Raw genomic sequence first — 19,130 nt, 5'->3', positions numbered from 1 at the left:
CTTTTTTCTAACTTGTTAAATAACTCATAAACATTGTTGCCATACCAAAATAAATCAAAATACTGATGATATCATTTATTGTCGTAATAAACGGCCCTGAGGCAACGGCTGGATCGATTTTAAATTTATGCATAATAAGAGGAATGATTGCTCCAGCTATTGTAGCAACAATTAGTGTTCCAAGAATCGAAATGCCCACTAGCATTCCTAAAAAGAAATCACCCTTCCATATATACACCACAACCATAACAAGCAACCCACAGATTGTTCCGGTAATAAGCCCTGTCCCCGCTTCTCTTCCTATTAACTTCCAACTGCTTTCTTTGCCAATATTCCCAGTAGCTATCCCACGAACGGCTACAGCTAAGGCTTGTGTTCCGGTATTTCCAGCCATTCCTGCAATAAGCGGAATAAATACAGCAAGGATAGCAACTTGGTCTAATGTTTTTTCAAATCGACCAATTAAGCTTGCAGTAAACATGCCAAGAAATAATAAGATAATTAGCCATGGCAATCTCTTTTTAGCAGCAGAAAAGGGATGCTGGTCAACGAAATCCATGTTTGAAACAGCAGCAAATTTAGAATAATCCTCCGAAGCCTCTTCTTGCATGACGTCTACAATATCATCAATGGTAATAATCCCAAGCAGCCTTTTTTGAAAATCAACCACAGGCAATGCCAAGAAATCATAGTCTTGCATTTTTCTTGCTACTTCCTCTTGGTCTTCACTTACAGAAACAGAATAAATGCGATCATTCATAATTTCCTTTATGAGCGTCTGATTATCACTAACAATTAAACTTCGCAACGAGACAACGCCTACTAATTGCTTTTGTTCATTAACAACATATATATAGTAGATTGTTTCCGCATTAGGAGCTTCTCTTTTCAGGATCTCCATAGCAGATGCTACCGTTTGTTCTGCAGATAAACTAATGTAGTCAACTGTCATAATACTCCCGGCTGTAGACTCTTCATAGTGCATAAGTGCTTTAAGACGTGCCGTAGTCGGCTGGTCCATTATTGCCAAATAGCTTTCTACTTGCTCTTTATCCAACACATTTAAAATATCGACAGCATCATCAACGGACATATTCGCTAATGTCTCTGCAACGTAATCGGGTAATAGTTTAGCAAACAACGCTTGATATTCCCAATTATCCATTTGTAAGTTCTCGAACATCTCTGCAATTTCACTTGGAGCTAAATATTCAAAAACTTGAGCTCTTTCTTCGATCTCCATTTCCTTAAAAAATGAAGCTTGATCATATGGATGTAAATCAAGGAAATTTTTTCGGAATTCTTGTAAGTTTTCATTTTGTAAAGAATGGAGAATTACAGCATGCTGTGCTTCATTTGTTAATATTTTCTCTACCATCTAGTTCTTCCTCCTCTCATAAAAAAATAATATGATTTTTATAGTAACAAAAGATAAACGATTTGTCTTTTATTTATACATAAACAAATTACTCTCTTTATAATTCCCCAAATAGAGAAACAATTAACAAAAATGCACATTATAGCAATTGGGTATAGTAAAAGGTAAAGGAGTGATTTTAATGAAGCTTGATATCATTGGAGATATCCATGGATGTTACGAGGAATTTACGCTTTTAACTGAAAAATTAGGCTATAGTTGGGACCAAGGTTATCCTTTGCATCCAGCAGGAAGAAAGCTTGCCTTTGTTGGTGATTTAACAGATCGAGGTCCCGCTTCCTTAGCGGTTATCGAAACGGTTTATTTATTAGTTAAGAAAGAGTTAGCTTATTATGTACCTGGAAACCATTGTGATAAACTATACCGTTTCTTCTTAGGAAGAAAGGTAAAAATTGCCCATGGCTTGGAAACAACTGTTGCCGAATGGGAGCAATTAAATAAAAAGGAACAACAAAGAATAAGAAGGATGTTTAAAGAGTTATACGAAAATGCACCATTATACCATATCTTAGACAATCAAAAAATTGTCATTGCCCATGCAGGTATTCGTGAAGATTATATTGGACAGTACCATAATAAAGTAAAAACCTTTGTGCTTTATGGCGATATCACCGGAGAGGTTCATGGGAACGGTTCTCCTGTAAGAAGAGATTGGGCCAAAAAGTATAAAGGAAAACCGATTGTTGTATATGGACACACCCCTGTGCGCAATGTAAGAGAAATGAATCGAACATACAACATAGATACCGGCGCGGTCTTCGGAGGGAAATTAACGGCACTTCAATATCCAGAACTAACTGTTGAATCTGTGTGTTCCAGTATGCCTCTTATAGATGAAAAATTTCGCACATTCGATACAGAAACAGCAAAGAATCATTAATTCAGTTTAGCAAAATAAGTAAAAAGAGTGAAGGTTCCTTTTAAATGGATTCTTCACTCTTTTTTAATTTCTGTTCGAGCCTTTTCATATCATCAGGGAGATCAACTGTAAAAGTAATCGATTGTTTCGTCACAGGATGCGTAAACTTAAGATAAAAACAATGTAGAGCTTGCCGATTTATCCAATCTCGTTTTCCTCCATATAAATCGTCACCTAAAAGCGGATGTCCCTGATAAGCTAGATGAACACGAATCTGGTGCGTTCTTCCAGTCTCTAAAGACAATTCCACAAGAGATAAATGCTTATCCTGTGCTAATACACGATATTGTGTAATGGCTGATTGGCCATCTTTCCTTACTTCTCTTTTAATAATACTGTCCGAGCATCTGCCAATTGGCTCATTAATGGTAGCAGCTAACGGAGAAATTTGCCCTTCAGCAAAAGCGAGATATTTTCTTTTTACATCACCGCCTTTTTGCTGTTCACTAAGTAAATGGTGAATGTGACGATGTTTCGCAATCAGCACTAATCCAGATGTATCCCGATCTAATCTCGTGACAATATGGGTTGTTGCTTCAATTCCTTGCTTTTGATAGTAGCCTACTAAAGCATTAGCCAAACTACCACTAGGATGCTCTCTTGATGGTATCGTATTCATCCCATATTCTTTTTGTACAATTAATAGATACTCATCCTCAAAGACAATGTTTAACAAGATCTGTTCTGGAATTAAGCCGCTACTAGGCAGCTCCGGTGGAAAAGAAACCACTAATTGATCGCCTTCCTTTAACGTATAGCGAACATTTTCTTCTTTTTCGTTAACAAGAATCTTCCCACCCTTAAACTTTATATCTGTTATAGCTGCCTTAGAGATTTGTTGAGTCTTCAAAAATTCCTTAATGGTCATGCCTTTTTCCTGCTGCATAACCCACTCTAACGTAAAGCTCAAGCTATCGCTCCTGTCTCTTTCTTATTCAGAAATGAAAGAATCATGTACTCGTTTCCAAAACGGAAACGGTCGAAACCTTGCAAACCGTACTTTTTCTTCTGCTACTCGATATTGAATCGAATGTACTTTTTTATGTAATAGATTCAAATGATCAATAGAGATTTGAAAATTAGGTTCATTTACTGGCTTTAATACACATGTATGATGTTTCGGTAAAATTAATGGGGAGCCAACCGTTCGAAAGACTCTATTATTTATGGAAGCCATTTCTGCCAACTGTATTGCTTCAATGGAAGGATGCACAATCGCTCCGCCTAAAGCTTTATTATAAGCAGTACTTCCAGAAGGGGTAGATACACAAAGACCATCCCCTCTAAATCGTTCGAAATGTTTGCCGCTCATTTCTACGTCCATGACAAAGGTTCCTTCCATACTTTTCACCGTTGATTCATTTAATGCTAAATATCTCGTTTCTTTCTCCTCATTTTGATAACGAACTATCACTTCTAAAATTGGATATTCAATAATGTTATATGGCGTTTTTGCTATCGCAATGACGAGTTTTTCTAACTCAGCTGGCGTCCAGTCTGCATAAAAACCTAAATGACCAGTATGCATCCCAACAAAGGCTGTTTTATCTAAACGATTGCTGTATCGATGAAATGCATAAAGAAGTGTCCCATCTCCCCCTACGGAGACAACAATATCCGGCTCTTCTTCATCATATTCCAATTCAAAATCAAGCAAATATTGTTTTATTATTTGGACTAAGTTTTCTGATTTCGAATCACCCTTTGAGGTAACGGCAAATTTCATAAGTTTGGTAGCTCCTCTTCTCAGTTTTTAGAAATGCAGAATATCTTTGAATTTTCTTTTGTGATTTATAACTAAAAACTACTTATTCTTATCATTTTCTTTCTTGCGGTTAAAGAAAGCCTGTGCTTCTTGAATTTCGCCCCGGATTAAAGACATTTCTTTATCTAATCGAAAGGCAGCTTCTGCAGCTCCTTGCAATCTCATTTTAATATCTTCGGGAAATTGGCCTTTATACTTATAATTTAGCGAATGTTCAATCGTCGCCCAAAAATTCATTGCAAGCGTACGAATTTGAATTTCGACTAATAGTTTCTTTTCCCCATTTATGGTTTGTACTGGATAGACAATTACCACGTGGTAAGAACGATAGCCGCTTTCTTTCCTATGTAAGATGTAATCTCTCTCTTCTACAATCTCAAAATCATTTCTTTGTCTTAATAGTTCAACAACTCTTATAATATCGTCAACAAATGGACACATCATCCGAAGTCCCGCGATATCTTGCATTTCTGTTTCTAGTTTATCTAAAGATATGCCCTTTTCATTTGCCTTATCCAATATACTTGCTATTGGTTTTACACGTCCTGTTACAAATTCTATTGGAGAATGATCATCTTCATGATCAAATTGACGTCTCATTCCTTTGAGTTTAACCTTTAGCTCATCTACCGCTTGTTTATATGGCGCCAAAAATTGATCCCACTGTTTCATATATATAACACCTCAATTCCAAGGTTCTTTTCAGACGAGGCATTTCTTTTATAGAAGATTTGTCGATTACTATCTATTTTTTTTCAAAACAGGCAGAGTTACACCATTAAAACATGTATAAATCTGCTTCTATTCAATCTAACAAATCATTATAGAAAAACGGATGAAACTCCTTTTTCCATATCCTCTCCATAATTTCCATTTCCTCGAATATTCTCAATTAAATATTCTAATTCCTCTTTGAAGTTTTCAAGCAATAAATGCCCCTTCTCATCTTTTACAAAAAATGAACTATTTGACTCTAACGCCTGTTTACAATCCTTCCATACGCTTTCCGGAATTTCTAGATAAACATATTCATTTTCCTTTTCAAGTAAATATATAAACGCAAGAGCATCAGAATCAACAAGTATTTGACCACATGCCTTCGCATTTTCTAAATTGACATCCTCTTGCAGTTGAAATACTAGTTCATTTTCCTTTTTAATCGTCTCTTTAATCTGCCATTTTTGTTTCATTATTCACCCTCCAACTATGCATATTTTACCACAACCACAAGAATTATCATAGAAAAGCGGAAGCGCCTTGTCAGCGGTGTACAAACTGGAGGACTAGCGACTGAGATAATGGAAACACGATAAGCGTCAGCGAATCGATGTTGACTTATCGTAGGGAGGTAGTCTGAAGTTTGCTAACCGCTAAGCGCTGCAGCTAGACAGATAGAAAAGCGGAAGCGCCTTGTCAGCGGTGTACAAACTAGAGGACTAGCGACTGAGATAATGGAAACACGATAAGCGTCAGCGAATCGATGTTGACTTATCGTAGGGAGGTAGTCTGAAATTTGCTAACCGCTAGGCGCTGCAGCTAGACAGATAGAAAAGCGGAAGCGCCTTGTCAGCAGTGTACAAACTGGAGGACTAACGACTGAGATAATGGAAACACGAACATAGCTTGTTTCTCTATCTCCTATTATAATAATAGACAAGAAGGTTTAAGAAAGGATCTATATATGTCTAAAAATCAAAACATTGAAATCGAATTTAAAAATATGTTAACAAAAGAAGAATATGAACTGCTCCTAACCCATTTTCAAGTGGGAAAGGAAGATTTATTTGAACAAGAAAATCATTATTTTGATACAAGTGATTTTGCTTTAAAAGCTAATCACTCCGCACTTAGAATTCGTAAAAAAAAGGCAGAATATGAATTAACATTAAAGCAACCTCATCCAGACGGGCTTCTAGAAACAAATAAAACTCTTTCCAAAGCGGAAAGCGATGATATTTTCTCTACTGGGAAAATAAATGATGAGCAAATTTCTAGTTTGTTAAGAAACATGAACATTGATCCTGCATCTATTATATATTTTGGAAGCCTACGAACAATTAGGGCAGAAAAACAAATTGGAAATGGTTTACTAGTTTTGGACCATAGTTTCTATTTAAAAAAAGAAGATTATGAGTTAGAATATGAAGTAAGCAATCGGGAAGAAGGAGAAATTTACTTTCAGGAGCTATTAGCCACCTTAAAAATTCCCGTTCGAAAAACCAAAAACAAAGTACGTAGATTTTATGAAGAAAAATATAAACAGAAGTAATTTAGTATATTAAAAAATACGATTAATTTGCTAGATTATTCTACACCATTGTACCCAGCAATAAAGTTTCTCCCCCACTTTATTGCTTCTATTTTGTTCACTGCAAAAGTGTTGTTACTTAATTGCAAATGTCTTATTTTTCGTAAATGGAGGAAAGCAATGAAAATTGATCAGTTTAAGGTAATGCTTGAACTCCAAGCTTTACAAGGTTTAAATTCACAAAACACCGGTAGTTCATCTACCCTCTTCCAAGATTTTCTGAGTAATATGTTATCATCCGAAACAAAATTAACGGATTCAATTGAAAATAATACACTAGGAGCAGCCTCCATACCATTAGGCTTAGCAAGTACTGGTTCTCTTATGCCATTAAGTTTAACAAAGCTGTCTTCTTCATCGGCAACTACCACTTCTGATTTCGATGAAATGATTAAAGCAGCAGCTGAAAAATATAACTTACCGGAAAAATTAATCAGCTCTGTTATCAAAGTGGAATCCAATTTCAATCCTAATGCAACAAGCTATGCCGGGGCATCTGGATTAATGCAGCTAATGCCGAGCACAGCAACATCATTAGGTGTGCAAAATGTTTTTAACCCATTAGACAATATTATGGGTGGCAGCAAATACTTAAAACAAATGTTAGATAAATATAACGGAAATGTTGAACTTGCTTTAGCAGCCTACAATGCTGGACCTGGTAATGTGGATAAATATGGTGGCATTCCGCCCTTTAAGGAAACACAGAATTATGTAGCTAAAGTAACGCAGCATTATACGGCATAATTTCCCTCTCGACCTGTTTACAAGCTATTTATTTGTACAATGAAATATCGATTGTTACAATATAGTTAAAGTACTGCTATAAAAGAACGCTAAAGGAGTTTTAAATATGGTCGAGAAAATGTCGACACCTTATGAAAAAATTGGTGAAGCCACATTAAATAAACTTGTAGATGCATTCTACAATCGTGTTGGTCAACATCCTGACCTAGCTCCTATCTTCCCAAAAGATTTAACAGAAACTGCTCGTAAGCAAAAACAATTTCTTACACAATTTTTAGGTGGTCCACCTCTTTACTCTAATGAACATGGACATCCAATGCTGAGAGCGAGACATTTACCTTTTCCAATAACAGAAAAGCGCGCCTTGGCATGGTTATCTTGTATGGATGAAGCCATGGAAGAAGTAGACTTAGATAGCGAAATACGAGAAGAGATTTTTTCAAGACTCGTGCTGACAGCAAAACATATGGTTAATTCGGAGGAAATTGAAACTAAAAAAGGTGATAACACGTGATGGAAAAAGACATTTCTATATCCAAGCCGAAAACAGCTGATGACAATTGCCAAGATAGAAAACCACTCGAAATATATATGTTTATCGACCCACTCTGTCCTGAATGCTGGGCGCTTGAGCCTATTATGAAAAAATTGCAGATTGAATATGGACGGTATTTCTCCCTTAAACATGTATTAAGCGGTAGACTATCTTCCTTAAATTGCAGTAAGAAGAGCAAGCATGCGAATATTGCCGAGTTTTGGGAAAAAACCGCTAGCCGTTCAGGAATGTCATGTGATGGTTCTTTATGGTTTGATAACCCTATCGTTTCCCCACACCTACCTTCCATTGCACTTAAAGCAGCAGAATTGCAGGGTCGGAAATCTGGGATGAAATTCTTGCGAAAATTACAAGAACTATTATTTCTAGAGAAAAAGAATATTGCTACCTTTGAAGTTCTTAAGTCCTGTGCTAAAAGTGTAGGAATCGATGTAATAGAATTTATATCAGATATTCATTCAAATAGTGCAGCTAAAGCTTTTCAATGTGATTTAAAAATTACACGGGAAATGGAAGTAAATGAAATACCAACATTAGTCTTCTTTAATGAGAATATTGAAGACGAAGGCATAAAAGTTACTGGTTACTATCCATATGAGGTATATGTACAAATTATCGAGGAAATGCTGCAGATTCAGCCAGAAAAAGCAGCTCCACCTCCACTAGAAAACTTTTTAGAATGCTTTAAACTTGTTGCATCAAAGGAATTATCTGTTGTTTATAATAAATCCATTCAAGAAATTGAAAAAGAAATGAAGAAATTGCAATTACGACAACTAGTAGAACAAATACCAGCTAAATATGGGGTATTTTGGAAATATATCGGTTAAAACTGGGGGATGTGGTAATCTATAAAGATGCCATGTCTATTTTTTTATTATTGAAAAGACGAAAAAAATAAAAAAGGACTTGCTGTCTCAAGGCAAGGCCTTTTTTACTTTTACGAACAAAGGGGATGGGAGAAATTTTTCACGGTCAAACAAAGGGGTATAAGTTTGTTTGTGATTAACTTCACAACTAAATAGTATCATAATTTAATTATATTCTGCAATACAACTGGGATGATGTTCACAAAATCTTCATAAATTCAGACTGATCGCAAACGAAAAAAAGCGTGTAATAGAGTTTTCCTCTAACACACGCTTTACTATTCTTAAGTCAATTAAATTTCGTTTAATAAGCTTTCCATCTCATTCAATTTTTCTTCAAAAACTTGGCATGCCTCTTCGATTGGCGTTTTGCTTGTCATATCCACTCCAGCTTTTTTAAGTACTTCAATTGGATAATCAGAACTTCCAGCCTTTAAGAACTCAATATATCGTTCCACTGCCGGTGTCCCCTCTTCTAATATTTGTTTACTTAATGCTGTTGCAGCACTATAGCCAGTTGCATATTGATATACATAGAAATTATAGTAGAAATGCGGAATTCTTGACCACTCTAAGCCAATTTCCTCATCAATAATAATATCTTCTTCCCCAAAATACTTCTGATTTAAAGCATAGTATTCCTTTGTCAGTAAATCAGCAGTTAATGGCTCATTATTACTTGCTTTTTCATGAATTAATTGTTCAAATTCAGCAAACATCGTTTGACGGAATACCGTACCACGGAAGCCCTCTAAGAAATGATTCAATAAATATAGACGCTTTTGTTTGTCAGTTATTGTTTTTAGCAAGTAATCGTTCAATAAGGATTCATTGCAAGTAGAGGCTACCTCTGCAACAAAGATGGAATAATTACCATAAGGATATGGCTGTGATTTTCTTGTATAATAGCTGTGCACAGAATGCCCGAATTCATGTGCTAACGTAAATAGATTGTTTACATTATCCTGCCAGTTCATTAAAATATATGGATTGGTTCCATAGGATCCAGAAGAATAAGCACCACTTCTTTTCCCTTTATTCTCATGTACATCCACCCAGCGGTTTTCAAAGCCTTCTTTTAAGATAGACGCATATTCCTCACCAAGTGGAGCCAAGCCCTTTATTACTAATTCTTTCGCTTCTTCATAAGGAATTTCCATTTTTACGTCTTTTACTAGTGGTGTATATAAGTCATACATATGCAGTTTTTCTAGGCCAAGGACTTTTTTACGCAATTTCACATAACGATGTAATAATGGTAAATTCTTATTAATCGTTTCCACTAGATTTTCATACACTTGTTCTGGAATATTATTAGCAGCCAGTGCAGCATGTCGTGGCGAATTATAGTTTCTTATTTTCGCATTAAATGTATGACTTTTTACTTCTCCACTCAATGTGGAAGCAAATGTATTTCTAAATTTGCCATAAGTATCATAGACAGCCATAAATGCATCGCGGCGTACACGTTGATCTGCACTTTCCAGAAAGCGAGAATAACGACCATGTGTAACTTCTACTTCTTCTCCGTTTTCATCCTTAATGCTTGGAAACTCCAAATCGGCATTATTCAGCATCCCAAATGTATTGCTAGAAGAATCTAATACCTCTGATGCTTGTGCAAGCAGAGCTTCCTGTTCAGCATTTAACACATGTGGTCTTTGTAAATTGATTTCTTCTAAAGCCTTCTTATACAGCTTCAATTCATTATTTTCTTCTAAATAAGCATTGATAACTTTTTCATCAATGGATAATAATTCCGGAACCATATAAGCTAACGCACTTGCAGCATGTGCATATAAACTTTTAATACGTCCGTCTACGCCTTGATAGAAGCTATTAGTCGTATCTTGATCATAACGCATATGTGCATATGTATATAATTTCCCAAGTCTTGATAAAAGCTCATCTTGATATTGCAAAGCTTCATAAAGAACATCTGCACTTTCGGAAAGCTTCCCTTGATACTCTGTTGCTTTTTGAGATAATTTCTTTACTTCTTCAAATTCTTTATCCCATTCTTCATCACTTGCAAATATATCCTCTAATCTCCAAGTATCTTCTACTGGAACTTCATTACGCAGTGGTAATTTTTTTACTCCTGTTTCTGCTGACATATTCCATCCTCCACTCTTTTTATTTCGGAATTCGAAAATAAACATTATTAAATATTCTCCGATTTCCAAACCAATTCCTTCTTATTCTACCAAATTTTCGATCTATTTCCGATTTTAATGCATGAACAATTTTTCTACATATACATTAGCATATGTATTTTATGTTATTTCATTTATCTTTATTGCTTATTAACCAATTTTTTTAATTGTTTATAGAACATTGCTTCTTCTTGTTCCTGTATTTCATAATTTCTGATTTTCTTCTTATAAAGCATCCGATAAAAATGAGGTTTTACTTCCTCTATAACCTTCAGTTCCACCAGAATGTGTAAATATTGTTTAACCGCTTTTCTCCAGTCTGCCTCGCTTATAAAAGGAAAATCTCTTATTTTAATTTGTCTACTATCGATTCTCTTATGGAAATTCACATAAATCTTTTGAAGGGGGTATATTTTCATCTCTTCTTTAAAGCTATCAAGAAAAATAGTAGCCTGCCAATATAATGGTGCTGTTTCGAGGAGAAACCCTTCCTTTAAAGGGATTCCAATAAATGGAGGTAAGAAATGAGGATGCAGATCATGAACATACAACTCTTTTAAAAATTGATCATTTGTTTGGTAATGTATATCCTTTGTTTTTTGCCGATGAATAATCTCTCGCCAATAAGTAAAATGCCATTTTTTTCTGGGAATTAGAGGCGGCTTTCCCTCTATTTTTACTAAAGGATAGCAAAAAGTAGTCACAAAGAATTGGGAGATGGATATTGGTATTGGGTTTTGAATCAAATAAAATGCCCGGTCATATGGACAATAAGATGGCAGAAGATATTGTTTGTGGTATAAGATGAAAAACTGATAAATAAATGTAGAAAGTTTCAATTTGACTGGATTCCACTTCTTTAAATGACAAAAGCCGATAATCCAAATAGGATGAATATTTACTTTTCGATAACCTTCTGTACGTTTCTTTATTAACTGTGGAGAAATCTTAGCACATTGATATTCAATCACATACTGCTTCTTATGAAAGACAAAACTAATATCTGCCCGCTGCTTTATTTCTGGATAATAAGGCTCTACTTGGGGGTGAAGATTCAATTCAGCTAATTTTTGATATAATTGCAACTTTCCTTGTAAATGATAAGTAGACTCCGCCTCTCCATTACTTGAACAACATGCTTTCCTTTCATGGGCAAAATGTGTTATCTTTTTTTCTCCCATTTTTAAGAGAACACGTCCTTTACATTCTGGACAATATAATGGAGTTTGCCGTAAGCATTTTAAATCATCTTTCTCCTTCCTAGTGAACAAGTTGATTATTTCGCCAGCTTCTGTTATGGCTGTAAACAAAATAAATTTCCTCCTTTTCGATTTATTCTATACTTATTCTTGTTTATTCTTAGAATCCCTTCTTAAACTTTCTTCTTATTTGAATTTTCCTTCTTTTTTATAGAACATGTAACCATACGAAAAAAGAGCTCGTTTTTGCCCATTACCTTCAAATAAGTAATGAATAAATACGTGCTCTTTATATAAAATCAAAACCACTTTATAATAAAGGTGATAATAATCTTGAAGTCGATTCAAGCATTCTATAGCCATAATGTCTCTTATTAAAGGTCTCTTCTTCTAATTCGATTGATTGATTTATATCTTCCAGAAAGTCTTTTACAAGCTTTTCCGTACTTCTTGTTTTATATAAAAATGCGCTAACTTCAAAATTTAAATGAAAGCTTCTCATATCCATATTGCATGTCCCGATGGAGGCAATTTCTCCATCTACAATAATAATTTTACTATGCATAAATCCGCGGTTATATTCAAAGACCCTGACGCCGGATTCTAGTAACTCTGGGAAATAAGAGCGGGAAGCATGGAAAACAATTCTTTTATCCGGTTTACTAGGAACGAGAATACGCACATCTACACCACTTAATGAAGCAATTTTAATAGCAGAAAATATATCTTCATCTGGAATAAAGTAAGGGGTAGCAATCCAAATCGATTCTTTTGCCGTAGTAATCATACTAAAAAAGATACTTTTGATGACGCTCCATTCATTGTCAGGTCCCCCCGCAATCAACTGTACCCCACCATGCGAGTTTTCCTCAGAAATAGGCGTTAAATATTCCTCTGTCAAAAAGCTATGGTTTGTCATATAGAACCAATCTTGCAGAAAAATTAATTGTAAGGATCTAACAGCATTTCCTTTTACCAATAAATGAGTATCCCTCCAGTACCCGATCGAAGGATTTCTTCCCAAATATTCGTCGCCAATATTAAGACCGCCGACAAAACCAATATTGCCATCAATTATGATAATTTTACGATGGTTTCTGAAATTAAATTTACTATTAAAAAAAGGCATTTTAACTGGACCAAAAGCGATAACTTCAATCCCTGCCTCTTTCATCTCTACACAAAATTTTTTTGACAGCTTCCAAGAACCAACTGCATCATATAAAAATCGCACCTGGACCCCAGCTCTTGCTTTTTCGACTAATATATCCTTTATCTCCTGACCAATGGCATCATCTCTTACAATGTAATATTCTAAGTGAATATGATGTTTTGCTTTCTTCAGTTCTTTCAAAATAGCTGAAAATGTTTCCTCTCCATCAGTTAATACCTCTGTTGAGGTACCGAAGGAAATAGGTGTATTTCCAAGTTTCTCAGCTAGGTGAAATAAGTTGCGTTGATGTCCATCGAGTATCTTTCTCTTTTCTTCTCTTCTAGAACCAATTTCTTGTTCAATCTTCAGAAATGCTTCTTTATCTAGAAAATATTTTTTACGGTAAATTCTTTCTTTTCGATAGTTTCTGCCAAAGAATAGATAAAAGACAAACCCGATAATTGGAAAACTCCCCAAGACTATTAACCAGGTTAATGTTTGTGTGGGATGTCGATTTTCAAAGAAAATAACCAAACCGATAAAAACAACTGATAAACTGATCACTAAACTTAATTGTCCGTAAATTCCTCCCTGTATAGAGAAAAATATATTAAACACATAAACAAAAAGAGCTGCTACGATAAAAAATAAGCCTAACCTAGCAGTATGATTCATAATAGACACCGCCATTCTCCCAATTTACTTACATTAAGCTTAGAGTTATCTCTTTATTCCTATATATATACCCATAATTACCATAAATTACTCCACAGATGCTCCATGATCAATTTATTAGGGAAGAAACTATTCTATTTATATTAAAAATTTGTCCTTTCTTAAAGAGGTTTCTATTAATTCTGAAGGATTATTTTTCTCATAATATGCAAAGAAACTCTACAATGAATGGACACGGCCAAACATTGTAGAGCTTCTTTAATTTTTTTGTATATGATTAGAACTGCTAATAATTTAGTGAAAGTACTTTCTTAATTCCATAAAGACTTCATTCTCAATAATAACTTTACCATATTCTTGAAGAACATGAATGGTCATTTTAGAATCTTCTTGAGCATATTCAAGTAAAATACTTAATGCATTTTCTACTTCCTCTTCTGCAATTTCTTCATCAAGAAATTGGACAAATAAGTAATATTTCCCATTGTAGTTATAAAGTTTTGTATCGATTCCTTCCAGCCCTTGCATCTTGGATAAAGAAATAATATCCTCAAAGTCATTAAACGTTAAGAGGAACTCGAGACTTTCATCGAACTCTTCTTCTCCCTCTTTAATCGTAAAGTGCTGATCCATTAAATCTTCAAAACGTTCATCAATTGGTAAATCCTTTAGCTTATCCTCTGGAATAGAAATTTCAAATTTCTGTCCGTCTTTCGAAAGCTGTGCTTTTGTAACCAAGATTTCCAACCCTTTTTCTAGAGCTTGAACTTGAATCCATAATGGTCCATCAAATATGAAGTCTTCCTCTTGATGTACTTCATCCATCATTTCCCAAAACAATTCTTCACTGCGTTCCCGATTATACCAAATCTCCTCACGCTTAAATCCACGTTCTTCTATATCAATATACGAAATATAAAACTTTACTGTATGATCATTAATTCTTTCAATTTCCATACGCTAACACTCCCTTCAGACTATGATGGAAGGGACAAGAGACCCCCATACAGATTGTTTTATTTCTTACAAGTAAATTTTCTGAAATAAAATTTTTATTTTTCCTTGTATTGTACCTTGTACTTTATATTTTATGACAAAAGCAGTATAAATGGAATTAAAATATCTTGGGAATGGAAAAAACCATTAAATGCCTATTCAAAAGCATTCACAATTTTCAATTATCTAAATAAATGAAGCCTTATTTAAACTCAGTAATTAGTTCTTTTAATACCATATTCCTGTACCGTTATATTTAGTAGTATTACCTCATAGAAATTATTTCAAACTAAAAAGTCCAGGCAATTACTAACACTTTAACCAGACTATCTAATCAAGTTAGATTGGTTTCTACCTTAAGCAATAGGAATGCCTCTGTTTTTTCTTAATTACTATATAAAAAAGAAAAACCTGACTGAACGGTACTAAATTTTCATTTAGTGCCGCCTTATGTCAGATTTTTTATACTTTGTTCCTAATTAGTTAACTAATCTTTGTGCTTCTCTTAACTGGAAAGTACGAACTTTTCTTGGTAAGAATCTGCGAATTTCATCTTCATTGTATCCTACTTGTAGTCTTTTTTCGTCAATGATTATAGGACGTCTTAATAGACCTGGATTATTTTGAATAATACCAAACAAATCTTGTAATGGCATTGTTTCTAAATTCACATTTAACTTTTGAAAAGTTTTACTTCTTGTTGAAATAATTTCATCTGTTCCATCTTCCGTCATACGAAGAATTTCTTTAATTTCCTCAATAGAAAGCGGTTCAGAAAATATATTTCTTTCTTTATAAGCAATTTCATGTTCCTCTAACCATGCTTTTGCTTTTCTGCAGGATGTACAACTTGGTGAAGTGTATAATGTTACCATTTTACAAATTCACGCTCCCTTTATTTAGACATGTAATTAACTACATTCATTATGATTATAAATAACTTGAGTTATCTTCTTGATAATTCTTAAATTATAATTAATTCAATCAAGTAATTTATATTAATTATTATACACTAATTGTTTGCTTTATGGTATATGTTTTAAAAAATTTATCCACAAGTATCATTAATTTCTGTATATAAGCTGCTACTAATTAAGGTAATTGCTGTGATTCTCCTCCTTTATGTAAGAAAAACTCGTTATGAAAGTACGAATCCTTCAGTTATTTTGTTACTTATCCTTATAGACGTTTGAAAACCAAAAAAGTTTCAAAAAATTATCTCATCTGTTAAAATATTTGTTCTAAATATATATTTTCTGATTATATACCCATTATTTCTTTCTATTAAACCCCTATATATTCTCAATTAAGCAGATTTTAATGAAAATATAAAAAAATTTTAATAAAACTCTTCTTTATATATGGCAGCTTATCGTCAGCAGTTATCTTCGTTACAAGGTGACCGCTCATTTTGTAGGAGGGCTGTCACCTTGAGGGTAGCTGTTTTATTACACTTTAATCAAATTTCATCGAATAAATTTTTTCGTTTTTGTTCCATATTTAATTGAACTACTTCATCGACTGGTTCATACGATTCTCCGTAAAATTGGAAATCTTTATAGGTGTGAATTTTATTATACGTTCTTACCAATGCTTGATAAACAACCTCTTCTCCTTCATTATTAGGAGCCCAGTAGAGAATTTCCATTGCATTCACTTCCCTAGTTGCTAACGATAAACGTTTATAACCAATAGAAGTTGCATGCTTAAACCCTTCACGCTGATAAAATTTCAGTCTTTTTTGAGTATCACTATCTTTATAATTTATCGGTTCCACTTCCAAAATAATAGGTTTTCCCTTTTCTTTCAGCTTTTCCACTAATTGATGACCAAGCCCCTGTCCTCTTGCTTTGTCAGAGACAAATAAATAATCGACAAAAACAAAATCCTCTGCTTCCACATACATTAACACATGATACTTTCCTTCATCCTTATGATAATATTCTGGAAAGTCCTTGAGTAATGCTTCCATATGTTCTTGTGATTTCATTTCTTCCACAGGGAAATATTGATTTAACTTATCATACCAATGCATCTAATTTAATCTCCTTTATTCTCTTTATTTTTCGGTGTATAATCGACATTCTTTGTATAATTATTCCCAGCATTCCATAATAAAAACTCATTAACTCCTTGATCATTCAAAGCTTCAATTTGTTTTTGAACCTCTTCTTTTCCATATACTTGATAATTATCTTTGCCCAGCCAGGCAGCTGTAAAATCCTGTAGCCATGGTCTTGAAATAGGTGGATTCTCTAATTGATTTAATTTTTGCTTTTCTACTTTAATATACTCCCTTACAAGTTCATAGGGGAATAAATCTGGCTTTTCAATCCCAAAATAATTTGTCCAGTGACTTGGATAAATCATAGAAGAAATAACATCGACATGTTTGCTTATTTTTGAAAAATTCTGGCCAATTCCAGGAGCTTCTTCTAAGGTTGCTGTATATCCAAATATATCAACAGAAACCTTCACATTATATGGCTCTAATTTTTCTTTTGCATATTGAACAAAGTCCGTAACTGCTTCTACTCGTTTCTCCCCTTCACTCTTATCTAATTTACGATAATCTCCTTTCGTATAGTTTAGTATATCTCCTTTATTTTCAAATCCTTCTGGAAAACGCACATAATCAAACTGTATCTCTTGAAACCCCATTTTTGCTGCCTCGATAGCAATATTAATGTTATAATCCCAGACCTTTTTTTCAAACGGGTTAACAAACGCTTCCCCTCTCCCATTCGTCCAAACCTTCTCTCCTTGGACAAAAGACCATTCGGGCTTTTCCTTAGCCAATACAGAATCTTTAAAGACAACAATTCGCGCAATCGGATAAATTTTCTCCTTTTCAAGCTCCTCTAAAAGCTTTGTCATATTTTTTATCGATTGGCTGCCAATTTCTCTATAAGGTGAATCCGCTTCCGGCATAAAAGTCAAATTACCATGATCTTCTTTATAATCAATAACCATAGCATTCAAATCTGTTGTTTTCACTAATTCCATTAATTGACTCCATTTGTTTCCTTCAATGGAATGACTGTTTACATAAATCCCCCTCACAGCATCCGGGTAAGTAAAATCGAAATTAGTCTTCATTCTAGGTAAAGAAGCTGGTAAATGCTTTACCATAATTTTCACTTGTTTAGTTGGATGTTTAGGAATTATCTTTTCCCCTTTTGCAAATGCGATATTGGGAATCAACAAATATATGCTTAATCCAATGGATAATATTTTCTTTTTCATCGTGAAAACTCCCATCTACATACAGTATCTATTATCTATTGAGACTCTATCCATGATGTATCCCTTTTATTGTAACAAACACAAACAAGCATAATCTAGCAATTTCCAACTGTACGTAGGCATCCATTCTAAAAAGCCGACAATCAAGGATTGTCGGCTTGGAATTTACTTATTCTCATTGTGCTTTATATTTTTTATATTCACTTTCAGAGCAATAAACAAAATGTCCTGGTTTAATTTCTCTCATTTTAAGCTCTTCACCCTCTTGATATTGATGAACTGCTGGATCATAAACCGTCCTTTTTCTTGTTCGCTCTGTTTCTGGATCTGGCAGAGGAATCGCTGATAATAACGACTGTGTATATGGGTGAATCGGATTATTGTATAATTCATCTGCAGGCGCTATTTCCACTAATTTTCCGAAATACATCACACCAATACGATCACTAATATATTTCACCATGGATAAATCATGGGCAATAAATAGATAGGTAAGCCCCTTTTCCTTTTGAAGCCTCTTCATCAAGTTTACAACCTGTGCTTGAATGGAAACATCTAATGCAGAGATTGGTTCATCTGCAATGATAAAGTCTGGATCTACAGCTAATGCACGTGCAATTCCAATTCTTTGTCTTTGTCCGCCTGAGAACTCATGCGGATAACGATTGGCATGCTCTTTATTTAAACCAACTGTATGAAGCAGCTCATATACTTTTTCCATTCTCTCTTTTTTGTTTTTCGCTAAACCGTGAATATCAATGCCTTCTGCAATTATATCAGCAACGGTCATTCGAGGATTTAAAGAAGCATATGGATCTTGGAATATCATTTGCATTTTACGATTAAATCTCTTTAATTCTGCCCTTGATTTTCTTCCATGAACATCTTCTCCATTAAATAAAACTTGACCGCCTGTTGCATCATAGAGGCGGATAATCGTTCTGCCAGTTGTCGATTTTCCACAACCAGATTCGCCTACCAAACCTAATGTCTCTCCTTTGAAAATATCAAAGGTAATATCATCTACTGCTTTGACAACATTAGGAGTATCAACATTGAAATATTGCTTCAGATTTTTTATTTCTAATAACTTTTCTTTCAAT

The 19,130-nt window shown here is 34.3% G+C and carries 18 protein-coding genes; 5 read left to right on the top strand and 13 right to left on the bottom strand.

All coding sequences use genetic code 11. The annotated features are described in order from the left end of the window. Positions 1 to 7 precede the first annotated feature (7 nt). Positions 8 to 1,378, bottom strand: coding sequence for a magnesium transporter (gene mgtE / locus NSS71_RS00605; protein WP_341151180.1), 1,371 nt, complete (start codon positions 1,376 to 1,378; stop codon positions 8 to 10). A gap of 181 nt (positions 1,379 to 1,559) precedes the next feature. On the opposite strand from mgtE, the gene prpE reads away from it, so the two are divergent. Continuing rightward, positions 1,560 to 2,318, top strand: coding sequence for a bis(5'-nucleosyl)-tetraphosphatase PrpE (gene prpE / locus NSS71_RS00600; protein ID WP_047942433.1), 759 nt, complete (start codon positions 1,560 to 1,562; stop codon positions 2,316 to 2,318). A gap of 40 nt (positions 2,319 to 2,358) precedes the next feature. On the opposite strand, the gene NSS71_RS00595 is transcribed toward prpE, so the two are convergent. The 4 genes from NSS71_RS00595 to NSS71_RS00580 form a co-directional block, all read right to left on the bottom strand. Next, a complete protein-coding gene (locus NSS71_RS00595; protein WP_061797851.1) occupies positions 2,359 to 3,243 on the bottom strand; it encodes an RluA family pseudouridine synthase in 885 nt (294 codons plus the stop codon). A 45-nt stretch (positions 3,244 to 3,288) separates the two neighbouring features. Next, a complete protein-coding gene (locus NSS71_RS00590; RefSeq protein ID WP_047942434.1) occupies positions 3,289 to 4,083 on the bottom strand; it encodes an NAD kinase in 795 nt (264 codons plus the stop codon). 78 nt (positions 4,084 to 4,161) lie between these two features. Beyond that, positions 4,162 to 4,794, bottom strand: coding sequence for a GTP pyrophosphokinase (locus tag NSS71_RS00585; protein WP_047942435.1), 633 nt, complete (start codon positions 4,792 to 4,794; stop codon positions 4,162 to 4,164). 149 nt (positions 4,795 to 4,943) lie between these two features. Then, positions 4,944 to 5,312, bottom strand: a complete 369-nt coding sequence (locus NSS71_RS00580) for a UPF0738 family protein (protein WP_061797435.1) — start codon at positions 5,310 to 5,312, stop codon at positions 4,944 to 4,946. Between the two features lie 491 nt (positions 5,313 to 5,803). Here NSS71_RS00580 and NSS71_RS00575 point away from each other — a divergent pair, with 491 nt between their 5' ends. From NSS71_RS00575 to NSS71_RS00560, 4 genes are all read left to right on the top strand, one after another. After that, positions 5,804 to 6,391: a CYTH domain-containing protein gene (locus NSS71_RS00575; protein ID WP_047942437.1), complete on the top strand. Its 588-nt coding sequence runs from the start codon at positions 5,804 to 5,806 to the stop codon at positions 6,389 to 6,391. A gap of 159 nt (positions 6,392 to 6,550) precedes the next feature. Further along, positions 6,551 to 7,177 carry a lytic transglycosylase domain-containing protein gene (locus tag NSS71_RS00570; protein WP_047942438.1) on the top strand — a complete coding sequence of 209 codons (627 nt, stop codon included), beginning with the start codon at positions 6,551 to 6,553 and terminating at the stop codon, positions 7,175 to 7,177. A 106-nt stretch (positions 7,178 to 7,283) separates the two neighbouring features. Then, a complete protein-coding gene (locus NSS71_RS00565; RefSeq protein ID WP_047942439.1) occupies positions 7,284 to 7,691 on the top strand; it encodes a globin domain-containing protein in 408 nt (135 codons plus the stop codon). After that, positions 7,691 to 8,563: a ClpXP adapter SpxH family protein gene (locus tag NSS71_RS00560; RefSeq protein ID WP_047942441.1), complete on the top strand. Its 873-nt coding sequence runs from the start codon at positions 7,691 to 7,693 to the stop codon at positions 8,561 to 8,563. The genes NSS71_RS00565 and NSS71_RS00560 overlap by 1 nt, the downstream gene beginning before the upstream one ends. A gap of 332 nt (positions 8,564 to 8,895) precedes the next feature. Here NSS71_RS00560 and pepF read toward each other — a convergent pair whose 3' ends face one another. The 8 genes from pepF to NSS71_RS00520 all read right to left on the bottom strand — a co-directional run bounded on the left by pepF (position 8,896) and on the right by NSS71_RS00520 (position 19,129). After that, the gene (gene pepF / locus NSS71_RS00555; protein ID WP_047942535.1) at positions 8,896 to 10,719 is read right to left on the bottom strand and encodes an oligoendopeptidase F; all 1,824 of its coding nucleotides are present in this window, start codon (positions 10,717 to 10,719) and stop codon (positions 8,896 to 8,898) included. A 179-nt stretch (positions 10,720 to 10,898) separates the two neighbouring features. Beyond that, the gene (locus tag NSS71_RS00550) at positions 10,899 to 12,068 is read right to left on the bottom strand and encodes a competence protein CoiA (protein ID WP_341151179.1); all 1,170 of its coding nucleotides are present in this window, start codon (positions 12,066 to 12,068) and stop codon (positions 10,899 to 10,901) included. Positions 12,069 to 12,267: 199 nt separating this feature from the next. After that, positions 12,268 to 13,785 carry a cardiolipin synthase gene (gene cls, locus NSS71_RS00545; protein ID WP_047942536.1) on the bottom strand — a complete coding sequence of 506 codons (1,518 nt, stop codon included), beginning with the start codon at positions 13,783 to 13,785 and terminating at the stop codon, positions 12,268 to 12,270. 294 nt (positions 13,786 to 14,079) lie between these two features. Further along, positions 14,080 to 14,742 (bottom strand): adaptor protein MecA, encoded by a 663-nt coding sequence (mecA, locus tag NSS71_RS00540; protein WP_047942445.1) that lies wholly within the window; start codon positions 14,740 to 14,742, stop codon positions 14,080 to 14,082. Positions 14,743 to 15,260: 518 nt separating this feature from the next. Next, positions 15,261 to 15,656 (bottom strand): transcriptional regulator SpxA, encoded by a 396-nt coding sequence (spxA, locus tag NSS71_RS00535; protein WP_016204317.1) that lies wholly within the window; start codon positions 15,654 to 15,656, stop codon positions 15,261 to 15,263. A gap of 584 nt (positions 15,657 to 16,240) precedes the next feature. Beyond that, positions 16,241 to 16,816 (bottom strand): GNAT family N-acetyltransferase, encoded by a 576-nt coding sequence (locus NSS71_RS00530; RefSeq protein ID WP_061797445.1) that lies wholly within the window; start codon positions 16,814 to 16,816, stop codon positions 16,241 to 16,243. 5 nt (positions 16,817 to 16,821) lie between these two features. After that, positions 16,822 to 18,027, bottom strand: coding sequence for a putative glycoside hydrolase (locus NSS71_RS00525; protein ID WP_047942447.1), 1,206 nt, complete (start codon positions 18,025 to 18,027; stop codon positions 16,822 to 16,824). 175 nt (positions 18,028 to 18,202) lie between these two features. After that, a complete protein-coding gene (locus NSS71_RS00520; RefSeq protein WP_047942448.1) occupies positions 18,203 to 19,129 on the bottom strand; it encodes an ABC transporter ATP-binding protein in 927 nt (308 codons plus the stop codon). Position 19,130: the final 1 nt, after the last annotated feature.

This window comes from Niallia sp. FSL W8-0951, from assembly GCF_038006525.1.
Taxonomy (GTDB): domain Bacteria; phylum Bacillota; class Bacilli; order Bacillales; family Cytobacillaceae; genus Niallia; species Niallia circulans.
This window is presented reverse-complemented; position numbering and strand designations above follow the sequence as displayed.